The sequence below is a fragment of the Bacillus sp. ISL-34 genome, from assembly GCF_018613325.1.
Classification (GTDB): domain Bacteria; phylum Bacillota; class Bacilli; order Bacillales; family DSM-1321; genus Peribacillus.
The window spans coordinates 1-20619 of sequence record NZ_JAGGQJ010000033.1; the positions used below are offsets into that span (position 1 = coordinate 1).

Annotated in this window: 23 protein-coding genes; 19 read left to right on the forward strand and 4 right to left on the reverse strand. The window is 42.1% G+C overall.

Annotated features, from left to right (window positions below; all coding sequences use genetic code 11):
* Window positions 1-100 precede the first annotated feature (100 nt).
* From J7E52_RS21130 to mciZ, 3 genes are all read right to left on the reverse strand, one after another.
* Window positions 101-526, reverse strand: a complete 426-nt coding sequence (locus J7E52_RS21130; protein WP_214750581.1) for an Ohr family peroxiredoxin — start codon at window positions 524-526, stop codon at window positions 101-103.
* Between the two features lie 264 nt (window positions 527-790).
* Window positions 791-1699 carry an aldo/keto reductase gene (locus J7E52_RS21135; protein WP_214750406.1) on the reverse strand — a complete coding sequence of 303 codons (909 nt, stop codon included), beginning with the start codon at window positions 1697-1699 and terminating at the stop codon, window positions 791-793.
* Window positions 1700-1756: 57 nt separating this feature from the next.
* Window positions 1757-1918 (reverse strand): Z-ring formation inhibitor MciZ, encoded by a 162-nt coding sequence (mciZ, locus tag J7E52_RS21140; RefSeq protein ID WP_214750407.1) that lies wholly within the window; start codon window positions 1916-1918, stop codon window positions 1757-1759.
* Between the two features lie 75 nt (window positions 1919-1993).
* Between mciZ and J7E52_RS21145 the strand changes: the two genes are divergently transcribed.
* Window positions 1994-2545 (forward strand): NUDIX hydrolase, encoded by a 552-nt coding sequence (locus tag J7E52_RS21145; protein WP_214750408.1) that lies wholly within the window; start codon window positions 1994-1996, stop codon window positions 2543-2545.
* On the forward strand, window positions 2546-3727 hold the full coding sequence (locus tag J7E52_RS21150) for an endonuclease Q family protein (RefSeq protein ID WP_214750409.1): 1182 nt from the start codon (window positions 2546-2548) through the stop codon (window positions 3725-3727).
* Between the two features lie 37 nt (window positions 3728-3764).
* Here J7E52_RS21150 and J7E52_RS21155 read toward each other — a convergent pair whose 3' ends face one another.
* Window positions 3765-4328 carry a GNAT family N-acetyltransferase gene (locus tag J7E52_RS21155; protein WP_214750410.1) on the reverse strand — a complete coding sequence of 188 codons (564 nt, stop codon included), beginning with the start codon at window positions 4326-4328 and terminating at the stop codon, window positions 3765-3767.
* A 139-nt stretch (window positions 4329-4467) separates the two neighbouring features.
* On the opposite strand from J7E52_RS21155, the gene spoIIM reads away from it, so the two are divergent.
* The 17 genes from spoIIM to lysA all read left to right on the forward strand — a co-directional run bounded on the left by spoIIM (window position 4468) and on the right by lysA (window position 20584).
* Window positions 4468-5115, forward strand: coding sequence for a stage II sporulation protein M (gene spoIIM, locus J7E52_RS21160; protein ID WP_034308157.1), 648 nt, complete (start codon window positions 4468-4470; stop codon window positions 5113-5115).
* A gap of 119 nt (window positions 5116-5234) precedes the next feature.
* The gene (fur, locus tag J7E52_RS21165; protein WP_101223459.1) at window positions 5235-5693 is read left to right on the forward strand and encodes a ferric iron uptake transcriptional regulator; all 459 of its coding nucleotides are present in this window, start codon (window positions 5235-5237) and stop codon (window positions 5691-5693) included.
* Between the two features lie 158 nt (window positions 5694-5851).
* Window positions 5852-6079 (forward strand): YqzK family protein, encoded by a 228-nt coding sequence (locus J7E52_RS21170; protein WP_101223458.1) that lies wholly within the window; start codon window positions 5852-5854, stop codon window positions 6077-6079.
* A gap of 5 nt (window positions 6080-6084) precedes the next feature.
* Entirely contained in the window at window positions 6085-6978 is an 894-nt protein-coding gene (xerD, locus tag J7E52_RS21175; RefSeq protein ID WP_214750411.1) for a site-specific tyrosine recombinase XerD, read from the forward strand.
* A 304-nt stretch (window positions 6979-7282) separates the two neighbouring features.
* Complete coding sequence (deoB, locus tag J7E52_RS21180) at window positions 7283-8485, forward strand: phosphopentomutase (RefSeq protein ID WP_214750412.1); 1203 nt, start codon at window positions 7283-7285, stop codon at window positions 8483-8485.
* The gene (locus tag J7E52_RS21185; protein WP_214750413.1) at window positions 8486-9298 is read left to right on the forward strand and encodes a purine-nucleoside phosphorylase; all 813 of its coding nucleotides are present in this window, start codon (window positions 8486-8488) and stop codon (window positions 9296-9298) included.
* 66 nt (window positions 9299-9364) lie between these two features.
* Window positions 9365-10669, forward strand: coding sequence for a pyrimidine-nucleoside phosphorylase (locus tag J7E52_RS21190; RefSeq protein ID WP_214750414.1), 1305 nt, complete (start codon window positions 9365-9367; stop codon window positions 10667-10669).
* 206 nt (window positions 10670-10875) lie between these two features.
* Window positions 10876-12042 (forward strand): D-alanyl-D-alanine carboxypeptidase family protein, encoded by a 1167-nt coding sequence (locus J7E52_RS21195; protein ID WP_214750415.1) that lies wholly within the window; start codon window positions 10876-10878, stop codon window positions 12040-12042.
* 131 nt (window positions 12043-12173) lie between these two features.
* A complete protein-coding gene (spoIIAA, locus tag J7E52_RS21200; RefSeq protein ID WP_034308142.1) occupies window positions 12174-12524 on the forward strand; it encodes an anti-sigma F factor antagonist in 351 nt (116 codons plus the stop codon).
* Window position 12525: 1 nt separating this feature from the next.
* Window positions 12526-12966, forward strand: a complete 441-nt coding sequence (spoIIAB, locus tag J7E52_RS21205) for an anti-sigma F factor (protein ID WP_053346844.1) — start codon at window positions 12526-12528, stop codon at window positions 12964-12966.
* Between the two features lie 13 nt (window positions 12967-12979).
* A complete protein-coding gene (gene sigF / locus J7E52_RS21210) occupies window positions 12980-13747 on the forward strand; it encodes an RNA polymerase sporulation sigma factor SigF (protein ID WP_034308137.1) in 768 nt (255 codons plus the stop codon).
* Between the two features lie 292 nt (window positions 13748-14039).
* The gene (locus tag J7E52_RS21215; RefSeq protein WP_214750582.1) at window positions 14040-15329 is read left to right on the forward strand and encodes an NCS2 family permease; all 1290 of its coding nucleotides are present in this window, start codon (window positions 14040-14042) and stop codon (window positions 15327-15329) included.
* Between the two features lie 520 nt (window positions 15330-15849).
* Complete coding sequence (locus J7E52_RS21220) at window positions 15850-16473, forward strand: stage V sporulation protein AA (protein ID WP_286197979.1); 624 nt, start codon at window positions 15850-15852, stop codon at window positions 16471-16473.
* A complete protein-coding gene (locus J7E52_RS21225) occupies window positions 16463-16885 on the forward strand; it encodes a stage V sporulation protein AB (protein WP_148358836.1) in 423 nt (140 codons plus the stop codon). Before J7E52_RS21220 ends, J7E52_RS21225 begins: the two co-directional genes overlap by 11 nt.
* Window positions 16886-16928: 43 nt before the next feature.
* Window positions 16929-17510, forward strand: a complete 582-nt coding sequence (spoVAEA, locus tag J7E52_RS21230; RefSeq protein ID WP_214750416.1) for a stage V sporulation protein SpoVABEA — start codon at window positions 16929-16931, stop codon at window positions 17508-17510.
* Window positions 17488-18981: a spore germination protein gene (locus tag J7E52_RS21235; protein ID WP_396020301.1), complete on the forward strand. Its 1494-nt coding sequence runs from the start codon at window positions 17488-17490 to the stop codon at window positions 18979-18981. The genes spoVAEA and J7E52_RS21235 overlap by 23 nt, the downstream gene beginning before the upstream one ends.
* Window positions 18982-19255: 274 nt before the next feature.
* A complete protein-coding gene (gene lysA / locus J7E52_RS21240; protein WP_214750417.1) occupies window positions 19256-20584 on the forward strand; it encodes a diaminopimelate decarboxylase in 1329 nt (442 codons plus the stop codon).
* Window positions 20585-20619: the final 35 nt, after the last annotated feature.

Here is a 20619-nt window from a genome sequence, read left to right on the forward strand (position 1 = left end):
TCAAAGGAAATTTCAAAAGGGGCTCGGAATTTTTTAATTCCGAACCCCTTTTGTCTACAAACTGAGACGCTTGGGAACCCCAAGCGTCTTTTTGTCGGATTTAATCTACATCTATTTCAAAGGCGACATCCACATTGCCGTTGATTGCTTTTGAATAAGGACACATTTGATGTGCTTTATGAACAAGGATTTCGAATGTCTCCTTGTCGACTCCGGATCCCTTCACAGCCAAAGTTACAGCCAAGCTGTACTGATGCATCTCACCCATCAATAGGCTGACGCTTGCGGTAACTTTGGAATCGAAGGAAATGCGTTCAATTTTACCAACCGATTGCAATGCACTATCAAAACATGCAGCATATCCAGTTGCAAAAAGCTGTTCCGGATTAGATGCTTCAGGCATCTGTTTAGCCCTTGGTGTTCCAGGCATCGCAATATCAACCGTGAAGTTGCCGTCAGCAGAAATAGCCGTTCCTTCTCTTCCGCCATCAACTGTTACAGACGTTGTAAATAATGTTTTAGTCATCATTTTTTCTCCCTTACCTTCTTATTTAAATTGCGCACAACTGAATTGTACAACATTTATTTTAGGATGTCCAATGAAAAAAGTTCCATTGGTATGAAGTTAAATTGGTTTGGAAGGGATTAAGAATGATGGGAAACTTGAAAGCCGTGCAGAGGCAGTATGGCGAAAAAAACGATGGAACGGAAAAAGGCTGCCTATCACGTTGGTTAAACGGAGATAGTGCAGCCTAATTCGTTTGAAACATTTAGTTTAGTTCTATTCTTTTTAAACCCGGTGACTTTCATATTTGTTCGCTTTGGTCAACTGCTTTAAGATATCCAACTCGGTTTTGGACAGTGAAGGACTGTTAGCGGCCTGGCAGTTCTCACGGAGCTGCTGCACTGAGCTTGCTCCTGGTACAACGGTAGCGACGCTTGGGTGGGACAATACATATTGAAGTGCCGTTTCAGTCAACTCCCTATCAGAAAGTTTGTCCTTTATTTGTGGAAGCAAATCTTTAAGTTCGTGATAGCTATAGTCAAGGTATCCATCTTCATTTGCCTTTTCAAGCATTTTTTCACTGAGCAGCCCTTTGGCAAGGGGGCCACGGGCGACAATGCTGATCTGTTTGTTGGCCAAAAGGGACATCCACTCTTCTGGGCGGCGGTCGAGTAGATTAAACTGCATCATCACGGAATCAAGCTCAGACTTTTCAGTGAATTCCTTGATCACATTCGGACGAATCGAGGAAATTCCATAATATCGGATATAGCCTTCTTTTTTCAAATCTTCAAATGCTTCTACCGTTTCTCCGATATTGTCTGAAATGGTGCCGCCATGTAACTGATAAAGATCAATATAATCAGTCCCCAATCGCTTTAAGCTATCTTTTACTGCCGTTTTAATATAAGCGCCAGATGGATCCCAGCTCCAGGAATCTTTATTTTCATTCCAGCGGTTTCCGACCTTGGTGGCTATGTATACCTTATCGCGGACCGATTTTAAATTCTTTCCGACGATTTCTTCATTCATGCCGAAATCATATAAGTCAGCAGTATCAAAATAATTGATTCCTTCATCTAAAGCGGCCTGTATGATTTCGGATGCCTGATTTTCAACAGTCCCCAATGACATGCACCCAAGCCCGATTTCAGAAACTAGCAAGTCAGAATTTCCTAGTCTGCGTTTTTTCATGTTATCCACTCCCTTTACATTTCATTGTAAAGGAGAAATCCATTTCACTCAAAGAATTCACTTGATCCGTTTTAAATGAGTGGGCGGCACCTGATCGTGTATGTCGGCTATCCAATCATTGATATAGACATATTGACTTTGTAATTGTTTTAGTTTTTGAAGGATTTCCCAACTCTTTCCGGATAAAGTAACGCTTTTTTCCACTACGTAAACTTTCATTAAATCGCCCTCCATCTCTATTATGGTAAAATGTATGAGGAATCATGCTGCAATTAGAACAGAGGAGTGGTCAGGATGAAAAAATTTGAAGAAAAAACGCTGTCTTCGGAAAAAATCTTCACAGGAAAGGTAATCAGCCTGCAAGTGGATGATGTAGAGCTTCCTGATGGGAAAACGGGTAAACGTGAAATAATCAAACATCCGGGAGCGGTTGCCGTCATAGCTCTCACGGCAGACAATAAAATCATCATGGTTGAACAGTACCGTAAAGCGCTGGAGAGAAGCTTGGTGGAAATTCCTGCAGGAAAGCTGGAAAAAGGCGAAGAACCGGTTCTGTCGGCTAAACGGGAGCTGGAAGAGGAGACAGGTTATGAATGTGAAAAAATGGAGCATATCATATCCTTCTATACATCCCCGGGTTTCGCCGATGAATTGGTCCACCTGTATGTGGCCCACAATTTGAAAAAGAAAGAAAATGCGGCCCCGCTGGATGAAGATGAATTCGTCGAGATGATTGAACTCACGCTCGAGGAAGCTCAAACTTATATGGATGAAGGAAAGATCCAAGATGCCAAAACGGCATATGCAGTTCAGTATCTGCAGTTGAAAAAGGCGATGACATCATAAATGAAAGAGTTTTACGCTGACCTGCATATCCATATAGGCAGAACGAGAAGCGGAAGGGCCGTGAAAATAACAGGTGCTAAAACGTTGACCTTCAGCAATGTGCTGCAAGTGGCAAGTGAAAGGAAGGGCCTTGATCTAATCGGGATAATCGATTGCCATTCACCTGAAATTATCGAAGAAATCGAAGCGGGGATGCTGGATGGCGAAATCACGGAAAAGGTTGAAGGCGGACTTCAATACAAGAACACAACCATCATTCCAGGCTCGGAGATTGAGATTTATGATCAGAATTGTAATGGTCCGATCCATGTCCTCGCCTATTTTCCCACTTTAAATGCGATGAAGGAATTCTCCTCATGGATGAGCGGACATGTTAAAAATATCACCTTGAGCTCCCAAAGGATTTATTGTGATGGAAGAACGCTGCAAAAAATCGTGAAGTCACTGGGCGGCCTGTTTATCCCGGCACATGTTTTCACCCCATTTAAAAGCTTATATGGAAAAGGGGTGCGATCCAGTCTGACAGAAGTATTCGATCCGAAACTAATTGATGCCATCGAACTTGGTTTAAGTTCAGATACAGAAATGGTCAAGGATATCGAGGAGTTGGACTCCTATGTATTCGTAACAAATTCCGATGCGCATTCGCTTGGGAAAATCGCTCGTGAATATCAAAAAGTCCTGCTTGAAGAACCAAGTTTCAATGAGTTGGCAAAAGCCCTTAAAGAAAAAGGGAATCGTAAGGTGACCGTTAATTATGGATTGAACCCCTTATTGGGAAAGTATCATCAAACTGTATGTTCAGGGTGTTTACACCAGGTATTGAGGGATAGTGAACAATGTCCCGAGTGCGGTAATAAATCCATTATAAAAGGGGTATCGTCCAGGATCGAAGAACTCTCCATTTCCGGGATGGACGGAAGAAACGGAAGGGAAAGGCCGCCGTATATCCACCAAGTACCACTCGATTTCATCCCGGGACTCGGTCCTAAATCCATGGAAAAACTGCTAATGGCATTTGGAACAGAGATGAATATCCTACATGAAGTTACGCTTGAACAGCTCATGGAAATCGTTCCTGAAAAATTGGCGGGCTACATCGATTCTGCCAGAAAAGGGACGCTATCTTTTGAAGTGGGGGGCGGAGGAAAGTACGGAAAGGTCAAAAAGGAATTAACCTGAAAAAAGTCCTGACAGAGGAGATCTGTCAGGACTTTTTTTAGTTTGTTGTTTTTGCATAAATGGCGGTGTCCCGCACTTCCTTGCCATCTGCACTAAGGCAGTCATTACGCAAAATTCCTTCAAGGGTATACCCCAGCTTTTCGGGAATCCGTTTGCTGGCAATATTATTAGGATCACAGCGGATCTCGACTCGTTTTGCGCCATAATGGTAAAAGGCGAATTTGGTTAACTTTTCAACCGCCTCCGTTATGTAGCCTTGTTTACTGTATCTCGTATCAATCCAATAGCCAATTTCGAATTTAGGAATATCCCAGTTAATTCGGTGCAGACCGGTGGAACCAATGAATTGATCGTCTTCTTTCCTATAAATATGGAGTCTGATATCCTCTTTTAAAATAAAATCCGCAAAGGACTTAAGGACATTCTGTTCAGAAGTTTCCAAAGAAGCATCTTGATGGGCAAACGGCAGAAACTGTTTCAATTCAGGTTTAGAATGGACAATGGCCTCGTGAACGTACAGGCCATCTCCAGGCTGACAAGGCCTTAGATATAATCGTGGGGTTTCAATTTTTTCGGGAAAATCCATTAACATAGCTTTCATATCCTGCCTCCATATCGTTATTATGGAAAATTATAACATGAATTGAGTTCGAGGTGTTCGGCTGATGGGGAAAGTTTTCTTAGCATAAATGAGAGAGTGAAAACATAGATTCTAGTAAGCGGAGTTGGGAGGATGAAAGATGAAAAAAAAATCTGTCGTACAAAATGCCGTAATGAAACATATTAACGAACATTCCTCATTATATGTCTTTATCACTGTGCTTTTTTTGATGGGTGTCATTTTTGGGGCAATATTGGTGAATAGTTTGAGCTTTACCCAAAAGGAAGACTTGTTCTATTATTTATCGCAATTCTTCGGACAAGTATCCAAAGGTGAATTTGCATCTTCGCATGATATGTTCAGCCAAAGTATTATGCATAATATAAAATATATTGGGGTCATCTGGATTCTCGGAATATCGGTCATCGGTTTGCCTGTCATCCTGGTTTTGTTATTTATAAAAGGGATGGTTGTTGGATTCACAGTCGGCTTTTTAGTCAATCAAATGGGATGGAGCGGTTTTTTATTATCGTTTGTCGCTATTTTGCCCCAAAATATATTCATCGTCCCGATATTCATCGTGATAACCGTCCTTGCCGTCTCGCTATCAATGAAAATGATCAGCCGGATTTTCCTAAAGCAGGTTCGTGAACCGCTGAAGCCGATAATTTCACGGTATATTTTCTCATTGGTTTTGTCGGGGTTATTTTTGATTACAGCTGCTGCATTTGAAGCGTACCTATCCCCTTCTTTAATGAAAAATGTCGTAAGTTTATTGGGTCATTGATGGAAATTTACCGTTCCCACAAATTTTTTTATCATTAACAAGAAATCTATTTTGACAGTTTTCCCTCTTTTGATATAATGGATAGGATAGCGGCGCGGGAGGGAATATTAGGTATGGAAATAGAAAACAGAATTGATAGGATAAAAAAGCAGTTACACTCGTCCAGCTACAAATTAACGCCTCAGCGAGAAGCGACCGTCCGCGTTTTACTTGAGCATGAAGAGGATCATTTAAGCGCAGAAGACGTTTACCTCCTTGTCAAAGAAAAGTCGCCGGAAATTGGATTGGCAACAGTTTACCGTACGCTAGAGTTGCTGACTGAATTGAAGATAGTAGATAAAATTAACTTTGGAGACGGGGTTTCCCGTTATGATTTAAGACAAGAAGGAGCTGCGCATTTCCATCATCATCTTGTTTGTGTGGAATGTGGTGCGGTAGATGAGATTCAGGAAGACCTACTTGAAGATGTAGAAGACATTGTGGAACGCGACTGGAACTTCAAGATAAAAGACCATAGATTAACCTTTCATGGCATTTGTCATCGATGTCATGACAAAGAAGAAAATAAAGGTGAATGAAGTCGGACCTTTTCCATTTAATGGGGAAGGTTTTCTGCATTTTTAAAAGCCTATTTTCTGAAGTAAGAGCTGTTTTTGTTTTCTCCTTTCCGAAACACGTATAAAACTTGTCCTGTTGGGCATAGATTGATACAAAGGATCGAATGGGAGGGGAAGATATGAAAACATCATTATCGCTTGTTTTGCATACGGCTAAAGTGATGATTCTCTTTGTTAGCTTCACTGTTCTTTTTTATATAGGAATGGTATGGTTAAATCAGGAATATCAAGATTATCATCGTTATGATGAACCGAAAGGAATGGCTGTAAAAGTATCGAAGGCTGTTGATACGGGTGATGATGCATGGCTTGAACGCTTAATGTTGTTTTATTTAAACGGGGAGTAATGAATATGGAGAATCAAATTAGGGATTTCATTCATTTTTTAACCATTGAAAAAGGACTTGCCAAGAATACGCTCGTCTCGTATGAGCGTGACTTAAGATCATATTGGAGCTATCTGAAAGATGTTGAAACCATTGAAGATTGGAATGATTCGCGGCGGGCGAACATCCTGCATTTTCTCGTGCATTTGAAGGATCAAGGGAAATCATCGAAGACGGTGGCGCGTCATATAGCTTCCATTCGGTCTTTTCATCAATTTCTTCTAAGGGAAAAAGTAACCGATCAGGATCCGTCCATACATATAGAAACGCCAAAACCGGAACGAAGCCTTCCAAAGGTATTAAGCATGGAAGAGGTTGAAGCACTATTGGAAGCCCCGAAGAAAATGGATGAATTCGGGATACGCGATAAGGCGATGCTAGAACTGATGTATGCGACTGGTATGCGTGTCAGCGAGTTGATATCCATGGATGTGAGTGATGTCCATGCATCAATGGGGTTTGTCCGTTGTGTAGGGAAAGGAAATAAAGAGAGGATCATTCCGATTGGACAAACCGCTTTGGGTGCGATTGAACATTATATGGAAAGTTCCCGGGGGAAAATGGCCAGCCCTAAGCACAGGACAGATTCACTTTTTTTGAATCATCATGGAAACAGGCTGACAAGGCAGGGATTTTGGAAGATTCTAAAAAAACTTGTAAAATCGGCACAAATTGAAAAAGAAATTACACCGCATACACTAAGACATTCTTTCGCGACACATCTATTGATGAACGGGGCTGATTTACGTGCCGTCCAGGAAATGCTTGGTCATGCGGATATTTCGACAACTCAAATTTATACACATATTACGAACGTACGGATCAAGGATGTATATTCAAAATTCCATCCGCGAGCTTAAAAGAATAGTAGAATGATAGAAAGGTTGTGAATTTAACTGCGAAGCGGTTGAAGGAGCAGCCTTTTTATTTCAGTGTGTAACTTGACTGCCATAAGGGCTGCTGATGATTCTACCGCAAGCTCTAAGGGCACTTGGTTTCATTCCGAAATATATTATTTGTCTCCATCATGGTAATCGTTTACAATGTAGAGAGGTCAGACTTCTGACGTTCTCACGATTTCATTTAAAATGAAGAGTAACTGAGCAGAATAAGGGTATTATAGAGAGTATAAAAAGTGATTTACTATTTTAGGAGGAATGACTCATGAAAGGGAATTCAGCATTTAAACGAATATTTGTAATAGTTATGGATTCAGTTGGAATTGGCGAAGCACCTGATGCAGACTTATTCGGCGATAAAGGGGCGGATACACTCGGCCATATTGCAGAAAGAATGAATGGATTGAACATGCCGACTCTCGCAAAATTAGGTTTAGGCAATATCCGTGAAATCAAGGGGATTGATAAAGCTCAGCAACCTCTCGCATACTATACGAAAATGAAGGAAGCATCTACAGGAAAAGATACGATGACTGGACATTGGGAAATCATGGGTTTGAATATATCGACTCCATTCCGTGTATTTCCAGATGGTTTTCCTGAATTATTAGTCAATGAGCTCGAGGCGAAGATGGGTCGGGGAATTATTGGGAACGTCCCGGCAAGCGGCACGGAAATCATTGAAAGGCTCGGCGAGGAACATATGAAAACGGGTGCGCTGATCGTATATACATCAGCTGATTCTGTATTACAGATTGCTGCACATGAAGATATCGTCCCGATAGACGAATTGTACAAGATTTGTGAAATTGCCCGTGAAGTGACAATGGCTGATGAGTTCAAGGTTGGACGCGTGATTGCCAGACCTTTCACAGGTGAACCAGGCAACTTCAAAAGAACGCCTAACCGCCATGATTATGCATTGAAGCCTTTTAACCGGACAGTAATGGATGAATTGAAAGATTCTGGATATGATGTGCTTGCAATCGGGAAGATCTCGGATATCTTTGATGGGGAAGGCGTCACTGAATCATTAAGGACCGTATCCAATATGGATGGAATGGATAAATTAATCCAAACGGTAGAACAGGATTTCAAAGGGTTAAGTTTCCTTAATCTAGTCGACTTCGATGCTTTATACGGTCACCGCCGCGATCCAGAGGGATACGGAAAGGCATTGGAAGAATTCGATGCCAGGATGCCGGAAGTCCTTGATAAACTGAAAGAGGATGATTTATTGATCATCACTGCCGATCACGGGAATGATCCGGTCCATGAAGGAACCGATCACACACGTGAATATGTACCATTATTAGTCTATTCCAAACGATTTACAGAAGGTGCCGAACTACCGATCAGAGATACATTTGCTGATATCGGGGCGACGGTCGCTGCTAACTTTGATGTGAAAATGCCTGCATACGGGAAAAATATATTGGGCGATCTAAATTTAGGGGAGATTAAATAGATGTTTAACAAAATAGAAACTGCTGCGTCATTTATAAAAAGTAAAATTGAAGGCTCTCCGGAGATAGGACTGATTCTTGGTTCCGGACTTGGAGTATTGGCGGATGAAATTAAAAATCCCATAACGATTCCGTACCACGAAATCCCGGAATTCCCGGTATCGACTGTTGAAGGGCACGCTGGACAGCTTGTCATTGGTCAATTAAGTGGCAAAAAAGTTGTAGCCATGCAAGGGCGTTTCCACTTTTATGAGGGTTATTCCATGGAGAAGGTCACTTTTCCTGTACGTGTAATGAAACTTCTTGGTGTTGAGCAGTTAATTGTAACGAATGCTGCCGGAAGCGTTAATGAAAGCTATGAACCAGGTGACTTGATGCTCATTACGGATCATATCAATTTAATGGGGGCAAACCCGTTGATTGGTCCTAATGAAGAGCGTTTTGGCCCTAGATTCCCTGATATGTCGGAGGCTTACAATAAAGACCTTCGGACACAAGCGAAAAAAATAGCAGCTTCACTAGGATTGGATATTAAAGAAGGTGTTTATATCGGGAATACAGGACCGACCTATGAGACACCTGCAGAAGTGAAAATGGCACGGATACTTGGCGGGGATGCAGTCGGTATGTCGACAGTTCCGGAAGTTATCGTAGCAAGGCATAGCGATATGAAAGTGCTCGGAATTTCATGCCTTACGAATATGGCCGCGGGCATTCTGGATCAGCCTTTGTCGCATGAAGAGGTAATTGAAACGACGGAAAAAGTGAAAAGCAGTTTTCTGGAATTTGTTAAGCACATCGTTAAAGACATATAAAACGAACCAAAAAATACAAGTACACCTAAAGAGAAGCGGTGTCTTTAAAAAAGTGGGGATTCTAATATGAGAATGGTAGATTTAATCGAGAAAAAGCGTGATGGAAAGGCTCTTACTACAGAGGAAATTCAGTTCATCATCAAAGGGTTTACCGATGGATCGATTCCGGATTACCAAATGAGCGCTTGGTCAATGGCAGTTTATTTCAAAGGTATGAATGAGCAGGAACGTGCTGATTTAACCATGGCAATGGTCGAATCAGGAGATCAAATTGATTTATCGATGATTGAAGGAATTAAGGTCGATAAACATTCAACAGGCGGTGTCGGTGATACCACAACACTAGTGCTTGGACCATTGGTTGCTGCTGTTGGCGTTCCAGTGGCAAAGATGTCAGGACGCGGTCTTGGACATACAGGCGGAACGATCGATAAGTTGGAGTCTGTAGAAGGATTCCATGTCGAAATAGAAAATGACGAGTTCATTCGACTTGTTAATAAAAATAAGATAGCTGTCATTGGACAAAGTGGTAACCTGACTCCAGCCGACAAAAAGTTATATGCATTGCGTGATGTTACGGCTACCGTTAACAGTATCGGTTTGATTGCTGGCTCGATCATGAGTAAGAAAATCGCAGCTGGTGCTGATGCAATCGTACTTGATGTTAAAACGGGAGCGGGCGCTTTCATGAAAACGCTCGAAGATTCCGAAGAGTTGGCGCATGCAATGGTTAGCATTGGAAACAATGTGGGGCGAAACACGATGGCTGTCATTTCCGATATGAGCCAACCGTTGGGTTATGCAATCGGAAATGCTTTAGAAGTTAAGGAAGCCATCGATACACTCAAAGGAGAGGGACCGGAAGATTTAACGGAACTTTCTTTAACACTAGGAAGCCATATGGTATACCTTGCCAAAAAAGCAAGCTCGCTGAAAGAAGCAAGAACCTTGCTGGAAAATGCGATTAAGGATGGTTCTGCACTTAATTCATTCAAGGTTTTCCTAGAAGCGCAGGGAGGCGATGGTTCGGTTGTGGATCAGCCGGAAAAACTGCCGCAGGCTGCTCATACTTTCGAGCTGGAAGCGAAAGAGGACGGATATGTATCGGAGATCATCGCTGATGAAGTAGGAACGGCAGCCATGCTGTTAGGTGCCGGGCGGGCGACTAAAGAATCAGAGATTGATTTGGCAGTCGGACTGGTGCTTCGAAAAAAAATCGGGGAAACCGTGGCAAAAGGTGAATCCCTTGTGACGATTTACAGCAATTTTGAAGATGTTTCAAAGGTAAAAGAAAAATTGTATGAAAGCATTGCGATTTCAAAAGAAAAAATAGAAAAACCTACATTGATCTATAAAGAGATCATGGAATAAATATTTACCAAAAAAGGCCGCGCTTTTGAGCGGCCTTTTTACGTTTATTCCATTGAATGTTTAAAAGAGGATGCCCATGCGCATCCTCTTTTAATTTGGTTCACTTTGTTACCCTATATCGAGTATATGTTCAAAATTCATCTTTATTTGTATAAAAATGGGTTTAATGGAAAAAATAAATTCTATAAAGATTGGAGGGTATGGAGATGAAGCGGATTCTTTCTCTATTTTTAACCGTATTGGTAGCAATGGGCTTTAGCGTCCCGAATACAAAAGCAGCTGAGGAAAAAGGAGTCGAATTGGCGGCAAATGCTAAATCCGCTATTTTGATTGAACGGGATACAGGTACTGTTCTCTATGATAAAAATGCAGACGTTCGTCTTTCACCGGCAAGCATGACGAAAATCATGACGATGCTGCTGATCATGGAAGCGATCGATAAAGGCGAACTTAGCATGAAGGAGAAAATCAGGACTAGTGAGTATGCAGCATCCATGGGCGGTTCCCAGATCTTCCTAGAGCCAGGTGAAGAAATGACCACAGAACAAATGCTCAAGGGGATCTCGATTGGTTCGGCGAATGATGCATCTGTGGCGATGGCTGAACGTCTAGCTGGATCCGAAGAAGAGTTTGTTAGGAAAATGAACAAAAAGGCGAAAGAACTCGGGTTGAAAAATACAAAGTTCCAAAACGCAACTGGCCTTCCTGTTAAAGATCATTACAGTTCGGCACATGATATGTCGATCATGGCGAAGGAATTATTGAAATACGATACGATTACAAGGTTCACGGGTACATATGAAGATTATCTCCGTGAAAATACCGAAAAGAAATTCTGGCTTGTCAACACGAACAGATTAGTGAAGTTTTACCCTGGGGTCGATGGACTGAAGACTGGATTCACAAATGAAGCGAAGTATTGTTTGACAGCGACCGCTAAAAAAGGGAATATGCGTGTCATTGCCGTCGTTTTCGGAGCCGTTTCTCCAAAGGAACGAAACGCTCAGGTCACCAAGATGTTAGATTATGCATTTTCACAATATATCACATACCCGATTTATAAACGAGGCGAGATGTTAGGTGAAGCCAAGGTAAGTAAAGGCAACAAGAAATCCGTGGTGGGAGTGACAAGTGAACCTATTTCAGTTTTGACAGCCAAAAACGGAACGGCAAAGGACTTTACAAAAAAAATCACGCTTGATAAAGATTTGGATGCCCCGATTAAAAAAGGTGATGAAATTGGTACGCTTGAATTGAAGAAAAACGGAAAAGTGTATGTCGAATCTCCGATTGTTGCGAAGGAAACTGTTGAAAATGCCAGCTGGTGGCAATTGTATAAACGGGCTTTCGGCATGTTTACCCAAGCCAAATAGCATAAATTGTCGCAATGCCTGTTAATCGTACTAATTTAGGCGAAACTCCACTAGTTTTGCTAGCAAGGAGGAATCGGCAGGTGAGAAAGAGAATTTGACTCTTTATAAGACAGTGAAGGAGGCTGTATATAATGAGTCTTACGATTAATATGGAGGCGAAAAATCGCGTATTGTGCATTCGTCTCAAAGGTGATTTAGATCATCATACAGCAGAAAAATTGAAAAATCAGGCAGAGGCAGCCATTCAAAAGCATAATATCAAGCATATAATCCTTAACATGGAAGAATTGGATTTTATGGACAGTTCAGGGCTCGGAGTTATTTTAGGGCGCTATAAGCAGGTAAACAAAAAGCAAGGTGAAATGGTGGTCTGTGCAATTTCTCCAGCAGTAAAGCGGTTATTTGAGATGTCAGGGTTGTTTAAAATTGTTAAAATGGAACTATCCGAAAAAAACGCTTTGCAAAGACTGGGGGTTGCCTAAGATGAAAAATAAAATGGAAACGAAATTTTCTGCACTTAGCCAAAATGAATCTTTTGCCAGGGTAACTGTTGCGGCTTTCATTGCCCAATTGGACCCGACGATGGATGAATTGACAGAGATCAAGACTGTCGTGTCTGAAGCTGTTACGAATTCGATTATCCATGGGTATGAGAGTGACCCGGAAGGTTGGGTATACATTTCAGTGATTATCGAAGGCGATACTGTGGAATTGACCATCCGGGATGAAGGACTGGGCATTGAAGACGTCGAGGAGGCTAAACAGCCGTTATTTACGACAAAACCCGAACTTGAACGTTCCGGTATGGGATTCACCATCATGGAAAACTTCATGGATGAAATCAATATAATTTCCCATAAGGGCGAAGGCACGATCATTCGATTAAAAAAGCACTTAACTACAAGCAGAGCTTTGTGCAATTAAGGGAGACTTGCATATGGATGTGGAGGTTAAAAACGAGAAGAGCAAGAAAGGCCAGCCCCATTTAAAAGATGAGGAATTGCGGAATTTAATCCAACGCAGCCAGAGCGGTGACCAAGATGCGAGGAATCTGATTGTCAATAGCAATCTGAGGCTTGTATGGTCAGTAGTGCAAAGATTCCTCAATCGAGGTTACGAACCGGATGACCTTTATCAAATAGGCTGTATTGGTCTGTTGAAGTCCGTGGATAAATTTGACTTATCGTTTGAAGTGAAATTCTCAACGTATGCTGTGCCTATGATCATTGGTGAAATCCAACGTTTTATCCGTGATGACGGAACGGTTAAAGTAAGCCGGTCGTTAAAGGAAATGGCGAATAAAATTCGCAGGGCCAAAGAGGAACTTTCAAAGACGTATGGCCGTGTTCCGACTGTCAATGAATTGGCGGAACATCTAGAGCTGTCGCCAGAGGAAATCATCATGGCCCAAGAAGCTAGCAGGAGCCCTTCATCCATCCATGAAACGGTTTACGAAAATGATGGAGATCCGATTACTCTCCTTGACCAGATTGCCGACCATAATGAAACATCCTGGTTCGATCAAATCGCTTTGAAAGAAGCCATACATGAATTGAATGAACGTGAAAGGCTGATTGTTTTCCTGAGGTATTATAAAGATCAGACGCAATCAGAAGTGGCGGCACGGCTTGGAATTTCCCAAGTCCAGGTGTCAAGACTGGAAAAGAAGATTCTTCAGCAAATGAAAAACCACATGAATCAGTGATTCATGTGGTTTTTTTTTTTGAGCTGAAAATAAATATTGATTTTAGGAAAAAGTAAAAGTGATTCTTATCAGGTAGGGAGAAAATATGTGCGGGGGCAAATTTTTTAGTTGAATTTAGGAATAGAAACGAATATTATAGTAAAGGTCGCGTTTTTCATTCGTTTTTTTATCTTTCTTTCAAAGAATAATGATCAGGAAAAACGTCGATGCAGTACAATATTAGGACACCTTATCTTTTTCGTGCAAACGGTTGTCGGTGTTTCCTTTAGATCTGGAGGTCTAAAATATGTTTATGGAAAAGTTTTTCTCCCTGAAAGAAAATGGGACGGACGTCCGTACAGAAGTCATGGCGGGTGTTACGACATTTTTAACTATGGTTTATATCCTTATTGTGAATCCGGCTCTATTATCTTCAATCGGAATTCCATTTGAACAAGTTTTCATGGCAACGGTCATATCAGCGGTGATTGGTACCCTTATCATGGGGCTCGTTGCAAAATACCCAATTGCGATAGCACCAGGGATGGGTTTGAATGCTTATTTTGCCAGCGTAGTGGGGGCACAGGGCCTTTCATACCAGACCGTATTCGGTACGGTTTTCATTGCTGGATTGCTATTTCTATTAATTAGCGTGACTAGCTTGCGTAAAATGATAATTGATGCGATTCCTAACTCATTAAAATATGGCATCACATCCGGAATTGGTTTATTCATTGCGTTTATCGGATTAAAAAATGCTGGAATCGTAGTGCCTAATGAATCAACGATGGTGACGCTTGGCGATTTGCATCAGCCTGGAACCGTTTTAGCGTTAGCAGGCTTATTCATTACCTTGATTTTTATGGCCCGTAATATTAAAGGGGCAATTTTCATTGGTATGATCATTACGGCAATCATTGGCTACTTCATCGGTTTGCTCAACTTCGATGGGGTCTTATCAGTACCTCCAACACCGGTATTTTTTGATATCGATATTGCTGGGGTCTTCACGAATTCTTTATATTCAATTGTTTTCGCCTTTTTACTTGTGACGATCTTTGATACGACAGGAACCTTGATTGGCGTGACGGAACAGGCAGGACTAACGAAGGATGGGAAAATCCCTCGTGCCAAAAAAGCCTTTTTAGGTGATGCGATTGCGACGACAGTCGGCTCGATGTTTGGTACAAGCCCTTCGACTGCCTATGTTGAATCGAGCACGGGAGTGGCCGCTGGCGGACGTACGGGATTAACCGCTACTGTCGTGGCAATCTTGTTTGCTGCATCGATTTTCTTTTCTCCATTGATATCGGCAATTTCTTCAGTTCAAGCAATCACAGCTCCTGTTTTGATCATCGTGGGATGTTTCATGATGGAAGGGCTGGCTAAAGTCAATTGGAAAATTTTCGATGAGGCATTTCCGGCATTTGCGATTATTTTAACGATGCCGCTTACTTCAAGTATATCTACAGGGATTGCAATCGGGTTCATTACTTATCCCCTTATGAAGGTATTCAGTGGAAAAGGAAAATCGGTACATCCGCTCATTTATATTTTTGGATTGATATTTTTGGTTCAGCTGGTTTTCTTCCCCACTCATTAATGTTAAAAAAGACATGCTGTCATTGCAGCGTGTCTCAAACTGCATGCAAACTCGAAGAAAAACGAGTTTGCATGCAGTTTTTTCTTAAAAAAATTCAGTTGATTTCAGAAATCCGCTCCCTTTCCGCCGACTGTCTGCCAAGCCTCCTCGCCGCAAGCGGCTGTGGGGTCTCGGCTAGCCAGTTAAGGCACTCCCTTTCCGCGGGTGGTTCGCCCGCGGCCCCTGAGCGCCTGTGGGTCTCCCTTGGACGCGCTTTTCACGGAGGAGTCCCGACCCTTCCTCTCCAATCAAAACCATACCTGAGAAGTTGAAGGTGTTCTTTGGGTCAGTGGTTCCGAAACACCATTTGATGAAAGATCCGTTATCCAAACCCTTTTTGTCTACAAACAGAGACATGCTGTCATCAGCGTGTCTTTTTTTGTTTTCAATTTAGTAATATTTGGACATGGTTCACTTCCTGCATTTTCAATCTGTTTCCAATCCATACTACTAGCATAAGGAAATAAAAGGTCGGGATGTGATGATAGTGGCAGTTGTATATATCAGGATGAGGAACCGTGTACAAGTAAAGGGAAATCAAACGGTGAGGATAAAAGATATTGCAAGGATAATCGGACCTGAAGAAGTGATTACCTTAATTGAAGAAATCATATTATTAAAGGTCAAGAAGGAAGATAGGAATATCATTGTCATTGATTTGGCTCAAGTCATCATGGCCATCCGTAAGATGGATACGACTATTGAAGTGGAGACATTCGGGCCCTCCCAAACGATCATCGAAATCATCCTCTCGAAAAAGAAAATGTCATACCTGGCATTCGCCTTAGTTTGGTTATTGTTATTTGTCGGCGGCGGGATGACGATCATGAATTTTCATGTGGATGTCAGCATGGGGGAAGTGCATCAAAAAATCTTTACTATAATAACGGGAAAAGTGGAAGATAAGCCATTATTGATTCAAATCCCATATAGCTTCGGCCTTGGTATGGGCATGATTCTATTTTTTAATCACTTCTTTAAAAAACGCTTCAATGAGGAACCTAGTCCGCTCGAGGTTGAAATGTTCAACTATCAGCAGGATTTGGACAGTTATGTAATCATGAATGAAAATAAGGAGAACGTGCGCCACCTTGATGACCGGTAAAATCATCTTCGGAATTTTTGTCGGTTTAGCCGGGGGTTTTGCGACAGGTGCCGGTTTTGTAGCGTTTTTAACTGTACTTGGGGTGATTCCGAGACTGACTCAGCTGACAAAAACAATGAAAATGATACATTACTACGAAGGAGCCATCATTGCCGGTGTTGTCGCAGGAACATGGTTAGGATTACAGGAAACGGAATTTTCCCTCCCGCATTTTTTATTAATTCCGATCGGTTTGGCTGACGGGATTTTTAATGGGATGCTCGCTGCAGCCTTAACTGAAGTCCTGAATGTATTTCCGGTTCTGTCAAAGCGAATCGGGATTCAAGAGAAAATCATTTATCTGTTAATGGCACTCGTATTGGGGAAAATAGCCGGATCATTATTCCAATGGATTTATTTTGTCGATTTATAAGTTTATGAGGTAACTATTCCTGATGATGAAAGGTAGGCCCAAGATGGTGACCAAACGAAAAGTGATATTGATTACGGATGGAGATGAGTATGCGAAACGGGCTGTCGAGCTTGTAGCCAAGGAAATAGGAGGAAGATGTATCTCCATGTCCCAAGGTAATCCATCACGATATACGGGCTTGGAGCTAGTTGAATTAATAAAAAAGGCGAAGTATGATCCTGTATTGGTCATGTTTGATGATAGCGGTTTTATCGGTGAAGGATCAGGCGAACAGGCAATGAAGGTTGTTGCCGGACATCCTGATATTAATGTCCTTGGCGTGATAGCGGTCGCTTCAAAGACTAGAAGGGAAGAATGGACCAAGGTGGATATCTGTATTGACCGTGATGGTAATTTGACACCGAACGGGGTTGATAAATACGGCGCCGAGGAATTTGAACTGGGTAAGATAACAGGAGATACGGTGTATTGCATCGATCAATTACATGTTCCCATAGTAGTGGGGATAGGGGATATCGGCAAAATGTCCCACCAGGACGATTTTAGAAGAGGAGCACCGATAACGAAGCTAGCAGTAGAAATCATATTGGAAAGGAGTGGTCATGATGACTTCAGAAAAACCTGAAAACATGAAACCGATTCCGAATAGGGTAGCGGAAGTTGACGCATACATGGAAGAGAATGTTGGTCTGGGTGTCAGCTTCGACTTAGGTGTAAGAAGGATAAAGGTCCTAAGAAAAGATGTGCATCTTTACTATATAAACGGGCTTACGGATACAGAATACATCATTGAAATCCTCGATTCTCTCATTCATAACAAAAATGCGGATATCGTGACTACTAAGGTTTTTGATGTAGTCAAAGACTTGCTTGTACACCAATCCGTTCAGGAAATAAAGACGATGGATGAGCTTGTTGATCAGGTATTATCCGGTTTAATCGTCGTTGTTGTTGATGGTAAACCAATAGGATTGGTTGTGGACGTCCGGAGTTATCCCGGGAGACAGCCAGTAGAACCTGATACGGAAAAAGTCGTCCGTGGATCAAGGGATGGTTTTGTCGAGAATATCATCATTAACACAGCGATAACCAGACGGAGAATCCGGGATGAAAGATTACGTTTCGAAATGCTGCATGTAGGGGAGCGATCGAAATCGGATATATCCCTCGGCTATATTAAAGATATTGCCGATCCCGATTTAATAGATATCGTTCGTAAGGAATTGACTAGTATTGAGGTTGATGGCATAACGATGTCTGATAAAACGATCGAAGAGTTCATCGTCAAGCAAAGGTATAACCCATACCCGCTTGTCAGGTATACGGAACGGGCTGATGTGGCGGCAACGCATTTGCTTGAGGGGCATGTCCTTATTTATGTGGATACTTCACCGAGTGTCATCATTACCCCGTCCACTCTTTTCCATCACATGCAACACGCTGAGGAGTATCGTCAGGCACCTGCCGTTGGAACCTTGGTGCGCTGGGTCCGGTTTCTCGGGATTTTCGTTTCGTTATTCCTGCTGCCGATTTGGTTATTGTTTTGTTTGGAGCCTTCCCTGCTGCCGGATAAGTTCGAGTATATCGGGCCGAATGAAAAAACGCATATACCCATTGTGATCCAAATCTTCATTTCCGATATTGGGATAGAATTTTTAAGGATGGCAGCTGTTCATACCCCGACCCCGCTTTCTACGGCAATGGGCTTGGTTGCGGCAGTTTTGATAGGACAAATAGCGATAGACGTTGGCCTATTTGTTCCTGAAGTGGTTCTCTACGCTTCAGTGGCGACAATCGGTACATTTGTCACTCCAAGTTTAGAACTAGGGGTTGCGAATAAAATTTCCCGTTTAGTACTGCTAGTGTTGGTAGCTTTATTTAAAGTGCCTGGCTTAGTCATAGGCATCACACTCTACATTATCATGCTTACTAGTATAAAAACGTTAAATACACCTTATTTATGGCCGCTTCTACCGTTTCAGCCGAAGGCCTTGTCACATATAATATTAAGAAGACCTTATCCAGGTACTATAGAACGTCCTAGTATCGTACATCCCCAGGATTTATATAGGCAGCCGAGAAAATCTAAAGGTTGATGTTGTCGAAAAGTTGTGGTAATTTAATTTTATTCGGATAAAGCGGTAAAGTTAGGCTTCACAAAGAGATAAAGCTACTATGACTCTTTGGAGTTTAAACAAATCTGTCTTTCACTTCGAACTACTAAGCAGTCATAGAGAACAATATTTACATGGGATAATCGATTCGGATGAGGCTTGTTCAGATAAGGTCCTTTTATAGTAGGGTTTCTTTATTTGAGGCTGCCTCATTTCTTATTAATCTTTAGATTTAAGTCAGGAAGGTGAGGCTATCATGCATTTGTACGGAACCGGTGGTGTCAATGAACGTGGACATCTGGAGATTGGCGGAGTGGACACTATCGAATTGATCGAACAATTTGGCACACCATTATATGTTTATGATGTAGAGCTAATTCGTGAACGGGCAAGAGGGTTCAAGAGAACTTTTGAGGAATTGGGGATTTCAGCTCAAGTTGCTTACGCAAGTAAGGCATTTTCTTCGATTGCCATGATCCAGTTAGCTGAGCAAGAAGGACTTTCTCTCGATGTTGTGTCAGCGGGGGAATTGTATACGGCCATTAAGGCAAATTTCCCAACAGAACGGATTCACTTTCATGGAAATAACAAAAGTGAAGAAGAGCTACATATGGCTTTGGATTATGACATTGGCTGTATTGTAGTCGATAATTTTTCTGAGTTGACACTGTTGGAAGAAATTTGTACAAACCGTGAACAAAAGGTGAAAATCCTTCTTCGGGTAACACCAGGTATTGAAGCCCATACGCATGATTATATTTTGACAGGGCAAGAAGATTCGAAATTTGGTTTTGATCTTATTAACGGCCAGGCCGAAGCTGCCCTTAGGCAAGCGCTGCAAAGTGAATTCCTGGAAGTACTGGGGCTGCACTGCCATATAGGTTCCCAGATCTTTCAAACGACAGGTTTCCTTCTCGCAGCCCAAAAAATTATCGGCAAGCTGAATGATTGGCACGGTTCGGTAGGGTTTCAACCAAAGGTATTGAATCTCGGAGGGGGATTCGGGATTCGATATACACAAGAGGACGACCCGCTACCGGCGTCTCAATATGTTGAGGAAATCGTTAGGGAAGTGCAGAACCTGATTGCTGATTCTGATTTAGTGATGCCTGAAATCTGGATCGAACCTGGCCGTTCATTAGTCGGAGATGCCGGTGTGACATTGTACAAGGTCGGTTCTGAAAAGGAAGTTCCTAATGTCCGTAAATACATTGCCGTTGATGGGGGCATGAGTGATAATATACGTCCCGCTCTTTACGAAGCGAAATATGATGCAATTCTGGCAAACCGGCCGCTTGACCCTGTAGAAGAGACAGTGTCCATTGCCGGAAAATGCTGTGAAAGCGGAGATATGTTGATTTGGGATTTACCATTGCCAAAAGCCGGCCGCGGTGATGTCTTGGCGGTATTTTGTACAGGGGCCTATGGATATTCCATGTCGAATAATTACAATCGGATTCCGAGACCGGCTGTCGTCTTTGCCGAAAATGGAGAAGCCCGGTTGGTCATCAAACGCGAGACGTACGAAGATCTTATCCATTTGGATTTGGCCCTGCATGAAGCGGCAGTCGTCAATAAAAAATAGAAAAAAAGGATGGCATTGGCCATCCTTTTTTTATT

Excerpts from the sequence above, each read along its gene's own strand:
- mciZ (WP_214750407.1), bottom strand. The coding sequence starts at position 1,918 with ATGAAAGTTTACGTAGTGGAAAAAAGCGTTACTTTATCCGGAAAGAGT.
- J7E52_RS21195 (WP_214750415.1), top strand. The coding sequence starts at position 10,876 with ATGAAGCGGATTCTTTCTCTATTTTTAACCGTATTGGTAGCAATGGGC.
- J7E52_RS21150 (WP_214750409.1), top strand. The coding sequence starts at position 2,546 with ATGAAAGAGTTTTACGCTGACCTGCATATCCATATAGGCAGAACGAGA.
- deoB (WP_214750412.1), top strand. The coding sequence starts at position 7,283 with ATGAAAGGGAATTCAGCATTTAAACGAATATTTGTAATAGTTATGGAT.
- J7E52_RS21145 (WP_214750408.1), top strand. The coding sequence starts at position 1,994 with ATGAAAAAATTTGAAGAAAAAACGCTGTCTTCGGAAAAAATCTTCACA.
- J7E52_RS21185 (WP_214750413.1), top strand. The coding sequence starts at position 8,486 with ATGTTTAACAAAATAGAAACTGCTGCGTCATTTATAAAAAGTAAAATT.
- J7E52_RS21190 (WP_214750414.1), top strand. The coding sequence starts at position 9,365 with ATGAGAATGGTAGATTTAATCGAGAAAAAGCGTGATGGAAAGGCTCTT.
- J7E52_RS21225 (WP_148358836.1), top strand. The coding sequence starts at position 16,463 with ATGACCGGTAAAATCATCTTCGGAATTTTTGTCGGTTTAGCCGGGGGT.
- J7E52_RS21170 (WP_101223458.1), top strand. The coding sequence starts at position 5,852 with ATGAAAACATCATTATCGCTTGTTTTGCATACGGCTAAAGTGATGATT.
- J7E52_RS21155 (WP_214750410.1), bottom strand. The coding sequence starts at position 4,328 with ATGAAAGCTATGTTAATGGATTTTCCCGAAAAAATTGAAACCCCACGA.
- J7E52_RS21220 (WP_286197979.1), top strand. The coding sequence starts at position 15,850 with ATGATAGTGGCAGTTGTATATATCAGGATGAGGAACCGTGTACAAGTA.
- J7E52_RS21135 (WP_214750406.1), bottom strand. The coding sequence starts at position 1,699 with ATGAAAAAACGCAGACTAGGAAATTCTGACTTGCTAGTTTCTGAAATC.
- spoIIAB (WP_053346844.1), top strand. The coding sequence starts at position 12,526 with ATGAAAAATAAAATGGAAACGAAATTTTCTGCACTTAGCCAAAATGAA.
- sigF (WP_034308137.1), top strand. The coding sequence starts at position 12,980 with ATGGATGTGGAGGTTAAAAACGAGAAGAGCAAGAAAGGCCAGCCCCAT.
- spoVAEA (WP_214750416.1), top strand. The coding sequence starts at position 16,929 with ATGGTGACCAAACGAAAAGTGATATTGATTACGGATGGAGATGAGTAT.
- J7E52_RS21130 (WP_214750581.1), bottom strand. The coding sequence starts at position 526 with ATGACTAAAACATTATTTACAACGTCTGTAACAGTTGATGGCGGAAGA.
- J7E52_RS21235 (WP_396020301.1), top strand. The coding sequence starts at position 17,488 with ATGATGACTTCAGAAAAACCTGAAAACATGAAACCGATTCCGAATAGG.
- spoIIM (WP_034308157.1), top strand. The coding sequence starts at position 4,468 with ATGAAAAAAAAATCTGTCGTACAAAATGCCGTAATGAAACATATTAAC.
- xerD (WP_214750411.1), top strand. The coding sequence starts at position 6,085 with ATGGAGAATCAAATTAGGGATTTCATTCATTTTTTAACCATTGAAAAA.
- spoIIAA (WP_034308142.1), top strand. The coding sequence starts at position 12,174 with ATGAGTCTTACGATTAATATGGAGGCGAAAAATCGCGTATTGTGCATT.
- lysA (WP_214750417.1), top strand. The coding sequence starts at position 19,256 with ATGCATTTGTACGGAACCGGTGGTGTCAATGAACGTGGACATCTGGAG.
- J7E52_RS21215 (WP_214750582.1), top strand. The coding sequence starts at position 14,040 with ATGGAAAAGTTTTTCTCCCTGAAAGAAAATGGGACGGACGTCCGTACA.